Source organism: Nostoc sp. FACHB-280 (assembly GCF_014697615.1).
Lineage (GTDB): Bacteria > Cyanobacteriota > Cyanobacteriia > Cyanobacteriales > Nostocaceae > Nostoc_B.
On sequence record NZ_JACJSD010000032.1, the window covers coordinates 15,996 to 32,092 of the forward strand.

At 39.8% G+C, this 16,097-nt stretch carries 10 protein-coding genes; 6 read left to right on the forward strand and 4 right to left on the reverse strand.

Going from position 1 to position 16,097, the window contains the following annotated elements:
• Positions 1 to 66: 66 nt before the first annotated feature.
• Positions 67 to 5,802: an alpha-2-macroglobulin gene (locus tag H6G75_RS21375; RefSeq protein ID WP_190982028.1), complete on the reverse strand. Its 5,736-nt coding sequence runs from the start codon at positions 5,800 to 5,802 to the stop codon at positions 67 to 69.
• 351 nt (positions 5,803 to 6,153) lie between these two features.
• Between H6G75_RS21375 and pbpC the strand changes: the two genes are divergently transcribed.
• The 4 genes from pbpC to H6G75_RS21395 all read left to right on the forward strand — a co-directional run bounded on the left by pbpC (position 6,154) and on the right by H6G75_RS21395 (position 12,188).
• Positions 6,154 to 8,475 carry a penicillin-binding protein 1C gene (pbpC, locus tag H6G75_RS21380; RefSeq protein ID WP_190982029.1) on the forward strand — a complete coding sequence of 774 codons (2,322 nt, stop codon included), beginning with the start codon at positions 6,154 to 6,156 and terminating at the stop codon, positions 8,473 to 8,475.
• 224 nt (positions 8,476 to 8,699) lie between these two features.
• The gene (locus H6G75_RS21385) at positions 8,700 to 10,586 is read left to right on the forward strand and encodes an ATP-binding protein (RefSeq protein ID WP_190982030.1); all 1,887 of its coding nucleotides are present in this window, start codon (positions 8,700 to 8,702) and stop codon (positions 10,584 to 10,586) included.
• Positions 10,587 to 10,595: 9 nt separating this feature from the next.
• Positions 10,596 to 11,861: a sensor histidine kinase gene (locus tag H6G75_RS21390; RefSeq protein WP_190982031.1), complete on the forward strand. Its 1,266-nt coding sequence runs from the start codon at positions 10,596 to 10,598 to the stop codon at positions 11,859 to 11,861.
• Between the two features lie 171 nt (positions 11,862 to 12,032).
• Entirely contained in the window at positions 12,033 to 12,188 is a 156-nt protein-coding gene (locus H6G75_RS21395; protein WP_190982032.1) for a hypothetical protein, read from the forward strand.
• Between the two features lie 19 nt (positions 12,189 to 12,207).
• Here the strand turns inward: H6G75_RS21395 and H6G75_RS21400 are convergent, their stop codons facing one another.
• Both H6G75_RS21400 and H6G75_RS21405 read right to left on the reverse strand, forming a co-directional pair.
• Positions 12,208 to 12,744 carry a hypothetical protein gene (locus H6G75_RS21400; RefSeq protein WP_242051604.1) on the reverse strand — a complete coding sequence of 179 codons (537 nt, stop codon included), beginning with the start codon at positions 12,742 to 12,744 and terminating at the stop codon, positions 12,208 to 12,210.
• Positions 12,745 to 13,122: 378 nt separating this feature from the next.
• Entirely contained in the window at positions 13,123 to 13,479 is a 357-nt protein-coding gene (locus H6G75_RS21405; protein WP_190592154.1) for a Rieske (2Fe-2S) protein, read from the reverse strand.
• 151 nt (positions 13,480 to 13,630) lie between these two features.
• Here H6G75_RS21405 and H6G75_RS21410 point away from each other — a divergent pair, with 151 nt between their 5' ends.
• On the forward strand, positions 13,631 to 13,891 hold the full coding sequence (locus H6G75_RS21410; protein WP_190592155.1) for a hypothetical protein: 261 nt from the start codon (positions 13,631 to 13,633) through the stop codon (positions 13,889 to 13,891).
• A 174-nt stretch (positions 13,892 to 14,065) separates the two neighbouring features.
• Here H6G75_RS21410 and H6G75_RS21415 read toward each other — a convergent pair whose 3' ends face one another.
• The gene (locus tag H6G75_RS21415; protein ID WP_190982034.1) at positions 14,066 to 15,184 is read right to left on the reverse strand and encodes a ferrochelatase; all 1,119 of its coding nucleotides are present in this window, start codon (positions 15,182 to 15,184) and stop codon (positions 14,066 to 14,068) included.
• 338 nt (positions 15,185 to 15,522) lie between these two features.
• Here H6G75_RS21415 and H6G75_RS21420 point away from each other — a divergent pair, with 338 nt between their 5' ends.
• Positions 15,523 to 16,065 carry a hypothetical protein gene (locus H6G75_RS21420; protein ID WP_190982035.1) on the forward strand — a complete coding sequence of 181 codons (543 nt, stop codon included), beginning with the start codon at positions 15,523 to 15,525 and terminating at the stop codon, positions 16,063 to 16,065.
• Positions 16,066 to 16,097: the final 32 nt, after the last annotated feature.

Genomic DNA, 16,097 nt, shown 5'->3' on the forward strand with positions numbered 1-16,097 from the left:
ACACGAAGAGAAGAAAGAAGAGAGAAGGACTTTGCGTTTACCTCCGCGAACCTCTGCGTTTAAAACTCAACCCTTCTCCTCAAGCACAATAGTAGACTCAGCAGAACGCCCAAATTCTTCTGGTGCGTATTGTAAATGTGCTTCTGCGCCAGGCCAGGTGTATGTACCAGGAGTTACAGAACGGACTAAGTAATGTAGGCTGTAAACTCCTGGTTCGAGGTGGTCGGCGTAGGCGATAATGCGATCGCGGTAAATATTACGATAACCAAGTTGCCAACTATCGGCTTTCGCTTGCAGTGCGGCTGTCGCAGTTTGAAAACTTTGGTCTACGGCTTCAAATCCTGCTGGTAATGGGTCTTTAACTACTATATGGTCTACAGGATGATCGGCGATTATTTCTAAACCAATATCAAATACTTGTCCACTATCGACAGTTAAGGGTTTATCAACTGCATACATCCCGGTTTTTTGCAGAACTTTTTCTTCTCCGACTTTACTAATTTCTCTGGTGACACGTAACCCGTTAAATCTGCCTGGTTGGTTGCCTTGCAAGCGATAATTATAGGCAACTAAATAATGTAATTTGCCTTTGCCTGATTTTTGTATTATCAAATCATGGCGACCACGGGGTAATTTATCCATTGCCACATTTAGCTGCAAGTTTGGATTTTTGTAACCATCAAAGCGATTTTCACCTAACTTTTGACGAGCTAATTGAACTGTAGTGGCAAAATTTGGTGGTGTGGGTTGGAGTTGGCTATATTCTACTAATGCCGTTAAGGCTTGAGCATTATCATAGTTAGTTTGCCATGTGCCATCGCGGCGTAAACCTAATAGACTTTGGAATAATTTATCGATGACTTCTGGTTTACTTTGTTTGGCAATAAATAACCTTAAAGCTTGTGCTTGGGCGGTGGTAGATGAATTCATCCATCCCCAACTTTGGGGTAAACTAATTACGGCGTTGCGTCCAGTTTCATAGATATTTTTTTGTAACTGGTTCAACATTTGTTGTGATTCATCTTGCCATTCGGGGAATTGCGATAAATACCGCGCTAGTTTGATTTGCGTAACTATATCAAAGTTATTACGTTGCTGATAAATATCGCCTAAGAAACTATTGCTTTTATCACCTAATTCTGCTAAAGCAATTAAGGCATTTAATTGCAGTTGATTTTTACAAATTTGTTGTTTACAAAAATCATACTGTCCTGGGTTCGCCAAAACCTTTTGCAGATAATTTTTCAAGCGCGTTAGTGTTGCAGAATCAATAAAACCAGGAAATACTTGATTAGCTTTTACTAATGATTCAGCCGAGTATGCAGAAACCCAAGGATCTGATTTTTCTTGTCCTGGATAAGCAGCAAAACCACCATCGGCTATTTGTAATTTTTGCAGTTGGGTAATGGCTTGATTTGCTTTTTGGCTAGGATTAAATTCAGCGAATGTTTGACTGTATTGTTTAGCTAAAGTTTGCAGGTTAGCAGCAATAATTAATTGACTGGCGGCTGGTTCTGCAAAGGGTAAATCATCATCTTCTAAAACTTGTTTGGCTGGTGCTTTAATTTCGGGTATTAATGTACTCGCTAGTTGAATATCTAAACCGCCTGCTTCGGGGTAGATATTTTTATCAACATTCAGAGGAATTTTAACTTGCTTTTCTGTTACCCCAGTTTCAACAACTTGTTCGGTAATTTCTAGCGGCTTGACTTCCAAGGGTAATTCAAAAGCATCGGCTGTATTATTTAGTTGAGTGGTGAACCTAACTTTACTTTCGCCAACGCCACCTGCAATCATGGGGAAGCGATAAGCTTTGGTGGCTGGTTCGGCGTTGGTTTGCAATGAAGTCGTGGTGGGGTTATTTTCCGCAAACTTGACTGTACCGCTAAGTTCACCGTTAATTGAGAGGTTTCCGTTATTCCCGGTGGTGTTGGTGATTGATAAACCTGCGAAGATGCGATCGCCTGGACGGACAAACTGTGGCAAGATGGCATTAGTTAGCAGTGGTTTGGTGGTGATAAATGTCGCGTCAGCGTTACCAAAGCGTAAGTTTCCATCGGTAGCGACAGCCATCACCCGCCATGTCGTGAAATCATCCGGTAATTTAAAGGTTATTTGCGCCTTCCCACTCGCATCAGCTAACACAGAACCATTGTAGTAAGCCAACGCCTGAAAATCTGTACGGACACGGGTATTTGCTGCACCGACAGAAAAACCACCGCCATAACCCCAGCCTTTAGGCTTCGCTATATCTTGGGGTTGTATCACCACATCAGGACGATTATCGCTGAACCGGGTAGATATTTGCTGTTCTGCATAAACTGTATCTACCAAGTTTGGCGGACGATAACCAGATAGTTGCAACACCGCTTCATTCACCACCATGACAGTAAATTGTCCTGGGGTGGGGTTATTTTGGTTGTCTTTTAGTTCTAGTTGTATTGTTTGTTCTGCACCAGGTTCTAAAGATGCTTGCAATGGTGTGACTTGCACCTTTAAATATTTATCTTGCAAGTTGACTTTAAAAGGTGAGAAACCAATTTTTACAAGTTTATCTAAACTTCCTGGTTCGACTTGGTTAAGAGGTGCGCCTTGTCTGACTAATACAGCTTCTACTGCTGCATTGGGTAACATTTCTGGGGTGACTTGAAACTGAATTTGGGGTGCGCCTCCCTTAACTTTTGTGACTTGTTGATAAATTGGTTTGTCTTTAATGACTGCAAAATATAATTCGGCTTCCGGGTAGGGAGATTGAATTAAAGCGGTGGCAGTTTCTCCAGGATTATACTCTTTTTTATCGAGTTTAACTTCTAGGCGATTTTCATCTTCCGAACTCCAATAAACTGGTGTTTCTCCTGTTGCCCAAATTTGCAAATCTGTCGCCGTTAATTCTTCTTTTGTATCGCTAAAATTAGCTCTAATTCTGTATGAACCTGATTCGCGTGGTGTTAAAGTTAATATTTGGGGACTCTCAGCAGAAGTAATATCTGTTTGTTCTACTGTTTTATATTCCACTTGATTTTTAGCAGTGCGACTTCCTTCTACTAACTGCGTCACACTACTATATTTCATCTGTTGTAATTCTAAATGCACCCGTTGACCTGTGATGGGTTTTCCTGTAGGTTCAGTCACTATCATTTCTACAGGTAAAGCCTTACCTGCATCAGCAATAAAATTGCTTTTAAGTCCAATTAGTTTGTTACTGGGTAAAGCGGTAAACTTTTGAGAAGCCGCCACAGATAAATTAGAAACATCTGCAACTTGCACATCTACTTGGTAAGTCATTGGGTAAGGTAAATCTTTCGCCACCGTTACAGTTTGACTCGTTTTACCACTTGCATCTAACTTGTCGCTAGTTTGCAAAACCTCACTGGTTAACGATGGACTTTCTTCCGGCCAAAACCATTGTCTACCAAAACTAAATTCTTCCCAACCTTTAGGGATAAAACTAGTTTGTTGGCGCGTGACAAAATATTTTGCTTCCCCAGCTTCCACAGGCGCACCAAATAAATAATTACTCGCGGCTTTCGCTTCCACTTTATCGTTAGCTAGGGCAAATTCTTTATCTAAATTAAGTTCAACTTTAAAGTTAGGTGGTTTAAACTCAGCCACACGAAACTCGCCGGAAATTTCTTGTCCTTTTTTACCTTTACCCTGAATTGTATAGTATCCCAAAGCTTGAGTTTTCTGAATGGGTAACTCTAAAGAAAATGTCCCAAACTCATTGGTAGTTTTGCCACCTAATTGGGTTTTTTGTCCGTCGGGATTAATTAGAGTTAATTGATAAACAGCGTTTTTATCTTGCTGGAGAGTCCCATTTTCTAAATAATCAGCAAAACCAGTAAACCAAGCTTTTTCGCCTGGTTGATACAAGTCCCTATCAGAAAAAATTACACCACGAGATTCTGCTTTAGCTTCTTGCCAACCTGCATCAATACCATAACCAAAAGACCCGCTATATTCTTCGGTTCTGGCAAAAGCCCAATCTTGATTTTCTCGCGCAATTACTAATAGTTGTGGTGATTTAGTAAATCTTTGATTATTAGGAAAACACTGCTTTAAATTATCAACTTGTAATCTAAAAGTGCCATTTTCATCAGTTTTACCCGTCGTGCAAGGTAAAGCATTACTAGGATATTTTTCCTCTAACTTTGATTGATAAACTTCAATAGCTGCATTCTTAGCTGGTGAACCATCACTCAAATGATGCACACGAATTAAACCAGAGTCAGGAAACCATTGACTAAATACACCCAAATTTGTTAATTGAACTAAACCATAAGTTACAGGTTCCCGCCACAATTCCTTGCCATTATCTTGATATTTATTTGTACGTGCTTGGACTCCATAAGCTAACATCCCTGTCGGACTACCAAGCTTTTCTCTTAGCGGGACATTGACATCAACAAGCTGATTCTTTTTAGAGTTGACTTTAAAGCTTTGCCAGGAATTTAGCTGTGGTAATAACTCATTATCATTACCTTTTGGCGAAGCACTATTAAAATACACTAAATCCGTAGGTTGAACTACACGATAAGCGGCTTTATATTTAGATTCTGGTAAATTAACTGTACTAATATTTAACTGTAAATTTTGATTTGAGGGAAAAATATGTAAATCTGAGGGAACCCAAATATCACCCGCTAAATCACCAGTATTATATTGTAAGGTGACAGGTTTATTTAAAGTCTGACCAAATTTATCTTTAATATTTGTCCCAATCGTAATTTTATAATTAGTCGCAGGTTCTAAAGCGTAGGGATTAAGAGTCACCAAATTAGATTCTTCTGGAACTTGGAACAGTCGAGAAATATCTTTTGGTGCTGGGTCAATTTTGATATTATCTTTAACTGAATCTGCCAATAATATATTATTAAATTCTAGCTGCGGACTACCTTTAATAAATCTGCCATAAGTTCCGTTAACATCAGGCTGTCCGTAAAAGTTGATGGTTTTAAATTCTAAAGGTGAATAAGTCGCCAACTTACTCACCGACTCTTTATCTGTAGGTAAGTTACCGTAATTTGGTAATATACCAGGAGAAAACACCAGACGGTAGTTAGTCCCTTTTTCTAAACTTTGCTGGGGTATGAGATTATAAACCCAATTACGTGCTGAAGGGTCAAAAGTTGCTAAAGGATCTTCACCTTCTGTTGGTTTTTCTTCTTTAGCTAAATCTATATTAAAACTGATATCCTGATTTTTACCTTCCGGTACAAGCTTAAGATGTTCTTGTAACGAAGCTAAGTTTAATTCCACATTCGAGGTAAATTGTAGCTTTTGTTTTAAATCTATAGGTTGAATCTCCGCCTTCTCCACAGGATTCACACCAGGTAAATCAGTCAACTTAATAGGTTCAGTGTTAAAAGTCCAAGCTAAATCTTGATTTAACTTGTGATTTTTTAAATCTGCCAAACCTGCTTTTAAAGTAACTTGAAACCTTGTCGCTTGGGGTAGTGCCTTATCTGCTTGAAAACCTACCATACGCGGCGTTAAAAAGCGAAATTTACCGGGTAAAGGCGGCCATACAGTAAATTTTTGTAATAAATTTTGTTGTTCTGCACTATCTAAATTTTCAACAGGAATTAATGCTTCCTTAAAGCGGATGCGAATTTGATTTAAAGGTGTAGCATCACCAATAGGACTAATTTGTTCAATCCAGTCCGGTAACTTTGGTGGCGTGAGGGGAGAAACGGCGGGTAACGGTTCTTTATTGGAGGATACACCTAATAAACTACAGCCGCTAATGCTGAGTAAAAATGTCAGAATAATAAATAATTGCAGAACAATTTTAATAATCATATTAAATCACTTTAAATCTTTTCTTTCTTTGCGTTCTACCCTGCGGGAAGCCGCTAACGCGTCTATGTGTCCTTTGCGGTTCGTTAAAAAGTCTTGAATTTATCCATGTTTTGGCTAAGACTTGCCTATAAACGAACCGCAAAGAGCGCAAAGGACACAAAGGAAGAGAAGAGAGAAGAGAGAGGAACTCGGTATACAATGGATAACCAATTTAATGTAGCCATTTCCAAAAATCACTACAATTCTTAATTTAAATTGGTATAAATTGTTAAGTCTTTGCAATATTACCTGATCAAAGAATAGCGATCGCGTCAAAATTAAAGTAGTTTTTACTATCCAGGGGAGTCTCTGATGAGACTAAGTAGGCGGCTCATCCGAAAGTCAAAATTCTTCTTAGCTATTGTATTTGTCTGCCTAGTGGTGCGGCTACTGCCATATTTTGCGCCTATTAATACCGCAGACATCGCCCAAAATCAGTTAGCTTTGGAATTTAGCGATCGCAATGGGCTACCATTAGGAACAATCCTCACCCGTGACCAAGAACATACCGCCGTTGTACCCTTAAATCAAGTTTCTCCCCAATTTATCAACGCCATTATCGCCGCCGAAGATAGCAGTTTCTACCATCATGGCGCGTTGGATATCAAAGCCATTATCCGCGCCATCAACCAAGCCATTCACGCCAAACAAATAGTCTCCGGTGCTTCCACAATTACTATGCAGTTAGCACGGATGTTAGAACCATCCACCCGCAACTTGTCAGGGAAATTGCAAGAAATTTGGTTAGCTTGGCGGTTAGCGGCGGGAATGAATAAAGATGAAATTCTGGCTGCATATATCAACCGTCTGCCAATGGGCGGCAATATATATGGTGTAGAAGCCGCATCCCGCACTTATTTTTCTACTCCCGCCAGTGAGTTAAATCTTGCCCAGGCTAGTCTTTTGGCTGCTATTCCTAATAATCCCACCTACTTTGACCCGTTACAACATTGGGATAGACTCAAACAACGTCAGAAATACGTCCTCAACCGGATGGTACAGGATGGTTATATCACTCAGCAAATAGCCGACAAAACCCAAACCGAAAAGGTAGTTTTTCAGTCTCGCCAACGGGGAATTATCGCTGCACCTCATTTCTTGTTTTGGTTAGCACATCAAATGCAGATCCCCTCAACATCTAGCGGTGTTCCCCCCTTTTTAAGGGGGGTTAGGGGGGATCATCTCATCCAAACCACCATCGACAAGCCATTACAACAATTCGTCGAAGCCCAAGCACAGCAAGTCATCTCCAACCTCGCCGCTAACAATGTCCACGATGCAGCAGCTTTGGTAATTGACAACCACACAGGCGAAGTTTTAGCTTACGTCGGTTCACCTGATTATTTCAACGAAGCCAAACTTGGACGCAACGATGGCGTACAAGCCCTACGTCAACCAGGTTCTACCCTCAAACCCTTTGTCTATGAGTTGGCGTTAGAAAAAAAACTGATTCGCCCAAACACCATCCTGGCTGATGTCCCCGCCCACTACGCCATCCCTGGGGCGAAACTGTATAGCCCTACAGATTATACTCAACGCTTTCTCGGCCCGGTGCGGGTGCGGATAGCTTTAGCCAATTCTTTAAATGTGCCAGCTGTGAGAGTATTAGAGAAAATTGGCGTACCGAATTTTTTAGCACGTCTGCATGAATTAGGCTTTACTCACCTGAATCAAACCTCAGAATATTACGGTTTGGGTTTAACTCTCGGTAGTGGGGAAGTTACGTTATGGGAACTTGCTCAAGCTTACGTCACAATGGCGAGACAAGGACAAAGTATCCCACTTGTGCCTACTATTCCCCACTCCCCACTCCCCGGTTTACTGAGCGAAGTCGAAGTAAACGCCCCTAACCAAACAACATGGCAACTGATTACTGATATATTGAGCGATCGCCACGCCCGTGCCACTGCTTTTGGTGTAGACTCAGTATTAAACTTGCCCTTCCCCGCCGCCGTCAAAACTGGTACTTCTTCCAACTTCCGTGATACTTGGACTGTTGGCTTTACTACCGACTACACCGTTGCAACTTGGGTAGGAAATTTCAACGGCGAACCAATGCGTCAAGTATCTGGTGTTATGGGTGCAGCACCTTTGTGGAACCGTATTATGTTGCACCTGCATGAAAACCAAGAACCCGCAGCGTTTACAGTTCCCCAAGGATTAATTCAACTCCCTATATGTGCAAACTCTGGTTTACGCCCCACACCAGACTGTAACTCTGTTGTACAAGAGTATTTTTACCCAGAAGATAAAATTGCTTACGCAACTCAAGACAAGTTTAATTTACCACCCGAATATAATGATTGGTTAGCCAAGCAGCAATCAAATTTTGTTTCTAGTAATTTACGCATTGTCTCGCCCCAAAATGGTGATTTGTACTTACTCTATCCTGGTACAGAAGGACAGCAAAAATTAGAATTTAAACTAGCCGGAAATCCATCCTCTGTTGAGTGGCGATTGAATGGAGAACAACTAGATACACAATCAACTAATTTATTTTGGTATCTGCGTCCGGGAAACTGGAATTTAGAAGCGCAAAGTGGAGACTCTAGAGATAAAGTGAATTTTCACGTAGAATTAGCCAAAATTCGACCAACAAAGCGGGGTTTTTCAGTTGTTAATTCTCAGAGATAAACATGGTGGCTGAGTATATCATAAAACTGCATAAAAATAGCTAATGTTGTCTATAGCAATTCTTAAATTATGCGGAAGAAATCAGATACTCCACTTCTCAAAGAATTTGGGTATCTAACATATTTAATTTGTGAAAATTAAATATATTTGTCATCGTTCATCTTGAGTAAAGATTTGGGAATACTAAGTTTACCTAAGTTAATACAGCACTAGCAATCTCTGGCATGATATTGGCGTTTGTTCCCTATTCCATTTACGTGACTGGGTTTATTCCACATGGACATTGTTATCTCTGGAAACCCGAACTTATATGGCTGAATATTATTTCTGATACTGCGATCGCCTTAGCTTATTATTCCATACCTCTGTTATTAATTTACTTTATATCCAAACGTCAAGATGTTCCCTTTAATGGAGTATTTCTGTTATTTGGGGTTTTTATCTTGGCTTGTGGTAGTGGACATTTAATAGATATTTGGACACTGTGGCATCCTGATTATTGGGCTTCATCAATTTTAAAAGCCTTTACAGCAATTATCTCAATATATACAGCCTTTGCTTTAATTTATCTCATGCCACAAGCTCTGACTCTGCCCACTCCAGCGCAGTTAGAAGCTATCAATAAAGTGCTTAAAAGTGAAATCATTGAGCGTAAACGTATCGAACAAGAACTACGCCGTGCTGAAGAAGTTGCTAAAAATTCTAGCCAAGCCAAGAGTGAATTTCTTGCTAATATGAGCCATGAATTACGCACACCACTCAACGGTATTCTTGGCTATACACAAATTTTACAACGCACAGAAAAATTGAGTGAAAAAGGTAGTAAAGGTGTCGGGGTAATTTATCAGTGTGGCTCTCATTTATTAACCATGATTAATGAGATTTTAGATTTATCTAAAATCGAAGCCAGAAAACTAGAATTAAATCCAATTGATTTTTATTTACCTGCATTTTTAGATAGCATCAGTGAAATTTGTCGTATCCGAGCCGAACAAAAAGTTATTAAATTTTATCTATTATTTGACCCAGATTTACCCATAGGTATTCAGGCTGATGAACAACGCTTGCGACAAGTTTTGATTAATTTGCTGGGTAATGCCATTAAATTTACTCAACAAGGCAGTGTTACCTTTAAAGTTAGAGTTATTAACCAAACCATTAATAATGAAGGTAAAGTAATCTATAAGCTCCGGTTTGAAGTGATAGATACTGGCACAGGTATTGCACCTGAGCAAATAGAAAAAATATTTGTACCGTTTGAACAAGCAGGAAATCAGAAACTACAAACAGAAGGTACAGGTTTAGGACTGGCCATCAGCCAAAAAATTATTTCGTTGATGGGTAGTCAAATTCAAGTAGAAAGTGAATTTGGCAAAGGCAGTACTTTTTGGTTTGAAGTAGAATCACCAGAATCTAAAGATTGGGCGAAAGTTTCTAGAGTTGTTGAACAGGGAATTATTATCGGTTATCAAGGAGAAAAACGCTCAATTTTGATGGTGGATGATAAATGGGAAAATCGCTCAGTGATTGTCAATTTATTAGAACCAGTGGGGTTTGATGTCATAGAAGCTACTCATGGAAAAGAAGCATGGGAAAAAATCAACACTCATCAACCAGACTTGATAATTACTGATTTAGTCATGCCTGTAATGAATGGTTTTGAGTTGATTAAAAGTTTGCGTCAGTCTAGTCAATTTGCCGAAATACCTGCGATCGCTTCTTCTGCCAGTGTCTTTGCAATTGATGAATATAAAAGTATTGATATGGGTGCAAATGCCTTTATCCCCAAGCCGATAGAAGCAGAAACACTGCTAGAGTTATTACGAAAATTTCTGCAACTAGAATGGTTATACGACAATCAGCCAAACACCACAAAACCAAATAATACAAATACTTCAGATGCTTTAGATAATTTTATTCTGCCTGCCAAAGAGGTTTTAGAGCAATTCTTAGCACTCACTCAAGATGGCGATATTCAAAACATTTTAGAATTAGCGGAACAACTCGCTTCACAGCAGCAGTTCCATACCTTTACTAATCAAATTATCCAGTTAGCCAAAAATTTTCAACTCAAACGGTTGGAAACTTTTATTCAACAACAAATTAGTTAAAACAGCATCATGAATCAGGGTTTAAGAAAGGGATTTATTTTGATTGTGGATGATAATCCCACCAATTTATCAGTTCTTTCGGAAGCACTCGCGGGTGAGGGTTGGCGTTTTCGTGTCGCGGTGGATGGCGAAAGTGCGATCGCTCAAGCTGAACGCAACCCACCAGAATTAATTTTACTGGATGTCCAAATGCCCGGTATTGACGGTTTTGAAACCTGTCGTCGTCTCAAAGCGAATCTGGTAACACAAAATATTCCGATTATTTTCACCACAGCCTTAGCTGATACAGAAAGCAAAATTCACGGATTTTCCCTGGGTGCAGTTGATTATATCCCTAAACCTTTTGCCCAGGAAGAAGTAATTGCGCGAGTGCGTGTACATTTACAACTCCAGCAATTAACTCAGTCTTTAGAAGAACAAGTACGCGATCGCACCACTGCATTACAAAAAGCCCAAGTGCAACTGGTACAACAAGAAAAACTCTCAACTCTAGGAGAGTTAATCGCGGGAATCGCCCACGAAATGAACAATCCCATTGGCTTTATTGTCAACAATATTCCACCTTTACAAGAATATATTGCTGACATCACCAAGCTACTGCAACTCTACGAACAAGAATATCCCACCCCAACAGTCAAAATTAAGACTTTTATTCATCACCTGGATTTGACATTTGTTCTGGAAGACTTGGAAAAAATTGTCAGTTCCATTGAGGTAGGTTCCGAACGTATCCAGCACCTTTCAAATTCACTTCGCAGTTTCTCACGCTCAGACAGCGACACCAAATTACCTGCTGATTTGCATACGGGTATGGATAGTACGCTGTTGATTTTACAACATCGCCTCAAGCCTAATGGCGATCGCCCAGCCATTGAAGTAATTCGCGCTTATGGTAAGTTACCTCATGTTCACTGCTACATCGGTGAAATGAATCAAGTATTTATGAATCTGCTGGCTAACGCCGTTGATGCCCTTGATGAAGCAATTATCCAAGGTAAAATGAGCGATCGCATTCCCCAAATTCAAATTACCACCGATGTCAATTCTCAAGAAATGGCGGTAATTAAAATTGCTGACAATGGTATCGGGATTCCTGAAAGACTTAAACAACGACTGTTTGAACCTTTATTTACGACAAAACCCGTCGGTAAAGGTACAGGACTTGGGTTATCCATCGCCCATCAAATTGTTGTTGAAAAACACAACGGCATCATGGATGTTCATTCTCAACCAGGGATTGGAACCGAGTTTACCATCGCCATTCCCATGTCCTGACGATACCTTACTTAAATGACATAGACCATAGGTATACCCAAATACTTGGAATTGAAGAATATTTTTATACCTTGCGATCGCCCAAATAAACTTAATAATACCTCTTCAGAAATTTGCTGTTTTGAAATTGATGATTTAAAGTAGTGCTGAGTTTTTCGGAAACAATCATCAATGACTACTTTAACGACAGAAAATCAAAAATCCACCAAGCAGAAAAAACAGTCTTTTGGGCGTGTAGATATTGGTTCTCCTAAAGTTCCATTTCGCAAAACCAAAAAGATTAAGCAAGAACATGAGTTACTCAGTGACTGGGAACACGCTAGTTAATTAATTACCACTAGCAACTCTACTGACACAATTGAGATACTGGTGTCATTCGGGGGCGATTGTATTGGTAAAATCCCTCAAGATTGAGTAAAGCTTTGCGGTATAAAATCCACGTAGCACTATCCTCGTCAACATTGACGGTATTGAGGATATTTGCCTGACTAAGTGTTAAACGTTCTTCTGCATCCCACTTAAATTCAGCAGAATCAACTGTATTTTTCTGCGGAATATCCCACACAATACTTAGACCTTCGCCTGTAATGAGATTTTTATCTGCTATCCCACGCACACAAACAAATTGATCAGAGTGCGGATACCCATAATAACCATTCACTTGATTTCCAGTTTTAGAAAAATTAAAACAAACTCCAGCCCCATCCCGCCAATCTTGGGGGTCAGGTTGACTGCAAAATTGATATTGACCATTTACTAAACTGGCAATATTGACTGGTTGATTTGTTAACTGCAAGTCTTGAGCAAAAAGAACCTTACCAAAAATCAGTGAACCTGTGAATAAAGTTAAACAGACAATACCCATAGGTAAGAAATTGCTCATGATTAGCATTATCTCACCGCTATATTTCTGGGAGACTTGCTTGGAGAAAAAGATTTAAATGAACTAATTTCTAAACAACTGGAGCCGCAGCAACCACCATAAACATGAGTAATGCCAACATCAAAACCAAGAGTTTGACAATTAGGTAAGTTGTAGGATCATAAAGTGAAAAATCGCTAAACATGAGACACCTCCATTAACCATGTTTGCAAAGTTAATTTCAGCAATAAACCTGATGTGGATTAACTGTGTTTCCTACATTTATATTTTCTCTCAGAATTCTCTGACCAGAACCATTATGTAATTTTAGGTAACATTTCTAGTGTGTAAGCAGGGTGGGCAGTTTGCCTGCCCAATTAATGCGATCGTAATTTTAGTTTAACTTTCAGGCACATCAATCAAAATACTGCCTTCTTCCACACGTATCGGAAAAACTGGCAGTGTTTTTTGTTGTGAAACTAATGACAATACCTTACCAACTCCTGGCGGCCAGGGACACCAATTATTCACCTCGCCAGTACCTAAATCAAAAGCACTGCGGTGAAACGGACAAACAATCGCGCCGTCTTCAATTTTGCCATTCTTCAGAGGTAATTTTAAATGTGGGCAAGTATTTTCTACTGCATATAATTTATTCTCATGATTCAGCAAGAGAATTTTGCGCTTACCGACATTCACGACTTCTCTCGCACCTGGGGCAAGTGCATTAGCCGCCAGAACTTTAGTCCAGCCCATTGAGTTCTCCTTCATTAATGGATCTGTTTTCAGTTTCCCGCAATTGTGACCCTAGTGCGTATTGTTGCCGCCTGACTGCTGCCATAACAGGCGGTATAACATAGAGTAGACAAGATACTAACTTTAAATTACTTTACAAAGGTCGGAAAAAATGGGTCGCATAAATCCCTACACCCTGCAAATGCAAATTACCCGGATGTTTGACCAAGGACAATCATTTTTCGCTACAACCAAAGTCCAGGAATGGTTAAAAGAACGCAATCAAAATCCCCTAGACTACGATATTATTTTCCACCAAAAACCCGCTCCTCCTGGCTCTAAAGAAGTCATGGTGGTAGAAATTGAACTGCGCCGCAAAGATGGACAGCCTGTAGATGCTTGGTTGCAAGAACAAGCCAACCTTCATGCGTAAGTTGTTTAAAGTGCTGAGTGCTGAGTAGTAACCCAGTTCCTTACAAATGCTTGAACTGCTATAAAATTTAAGATTTTGGATTTTAAATTATCCGCAAGAAGGGTGGACAAAACTTTGCCCACCCTTATTGCTATCGAAATGATTAATTCTGACTTCTGACTTCTAACTTCTTCATCAATGATGATGATGATGGTGATGATGTTCAGTTAAGTGAGGATTCACTGTCACAGCTTGTTCTGACAACAAATCGGCAATATGAGGATTTGCCCATTCTGCCGCCATTGCCAAAAATTCTGGATTGTCGTTAACACAAGCCATCTGCACATAATCCACACCAGAATGCTGCTTTTCTAAAGCATGAATAATGTGGTGGACATCTAATAAAGTTTCATGGTTTTCCGTAGCAAAACCAATGGGCATAAATACTATGACTTTTGCACCCAATTGAATCAGGTTTTTAGCAGCTTGTTCAGCGTTAGGCTGTGTCCATTCAATTAAAGGTGTATCGTGATTCAACCAACCCACCGATATTAAAGGATAGCGGTTAATCAATTTATCTCGGACTAAATCATACAACGCTTGGCTTTCGGTGATCCCAGATGTAAAACCTTTGGCTTTGTGGGGACAACCGTGATTCATTAATACAACCCCGATTTGGGAAGGTAAGTAATTTGCAGCTAAATCAGCATCGATTTTTTCTTCTACCAGATGCGCCATCAAATCGATGTAAGCTGGTTCGTTGTAAAAAGACGGAATGTAACGCTGTCCTTTAACCCAGTGTTCTTCTGCGTCTGCGATTTCGGCTAAAGCGTTATTCACTTGCTCGATCGCAATTCCACTGGTAAAAATCGAATCAACAACCAACAGTGGGTAAATTAACAGCTTATCAAACCCTTGGCTTTGGATTTCTGCTAAAACTTGCTTGGGTAAGAAAGGCGCACAGAAGTTAAATGCTTTGAATACTTTAACGCGATCGCCCCACTTTGCCTGTAAATTCTGTTCAATCCCGGCTCGTTGCTGCTCAAATATGGCGTTGTGTGGCGAAATAAAATCATGATGTGTATGACCCCATTCATGGCGGTCAAATAACGCCAAAAGTCTTGCTAGAGGCGGATAAATCCAAGTAGGAACGGGTGCAAACTTCGCTGTAAGTAAATTTAAAGCCTGTTCATTATAATTGGCAAAATCTTCGTAGCTTTCGACTTCACCATAGCCCATCAATAATACAGCTACACGGTCTTGACCAGGTAGATGCTCATGGGTGTGTTGCAATTTTTCTGGGGTAGCAACCACAATACATTCCTCAATATAAATTCAGAGTCAAGAGCTAGGTAATAACTCTCGTGTATTTTTCTGAATCATAAATCATTATCCCTTCCGGGGGGATAGGATAACTAGAAAATTAACAACAATACTTCAAAAGACATACTTAGAATTAATCCTAGATACTGAGTATGACAAAATAATTACCGAGTATCCTCAAGAAAAATTTAACTAATAGATTCTCCTTATGGGAAATTTTTAAGTATTTTTTATGTCTTTCTATTTCAATAGAAATACTTAATTTAATTCTGGATAAATGAACAAAAACGCCAGAATAAACAACAGACACTTGTGAGCATAAAAGATAAATGATGATCATCCTTTGCCCAGGAATTCATGAACCAGAACTCACGGAAAACTTTATTTCAGGATGCTTCAGCCAAAAAAGAGATAAAATTATGGTGTGTCCGGGGCAAGGTGTTTTAGCATTATCAGCCCCACATATTTTGCAGTTTTTAAGCGATCGCTGCAAAAATCGTCAAAATACACCTATTGTATTTATTAGCTTCAGTGCGGGAGTCTTGGGAGCGATCGCCGCCGCCTGGAACTGGCAAATCTGGGGAGGACAAGTCAAAGCGTTTATTGCTATAGATGGATGGGGTGTACCTTTATGGGGGAATTTTCCTATTCATCGCCTCAGCCACGATTATTTTACACATTGGAGTTCCTCGTTACTCGGTAGTGGGCATAATAATTTTTACGCAGAACCAACCGTTGATCATTTATCTATGTGGCGATCGCCCCAAAATGTCCAAGGTTGGTGGGTAGACTCTTCAAATGAAGATTCTCCTCAACAAATGCGCTTGACTGCTGCTGAGTTTTTGCATTTGTTGGTAAAACGCTATGAATAAAAATAGTCCGGAAAACAGCGTCAGTACACAGG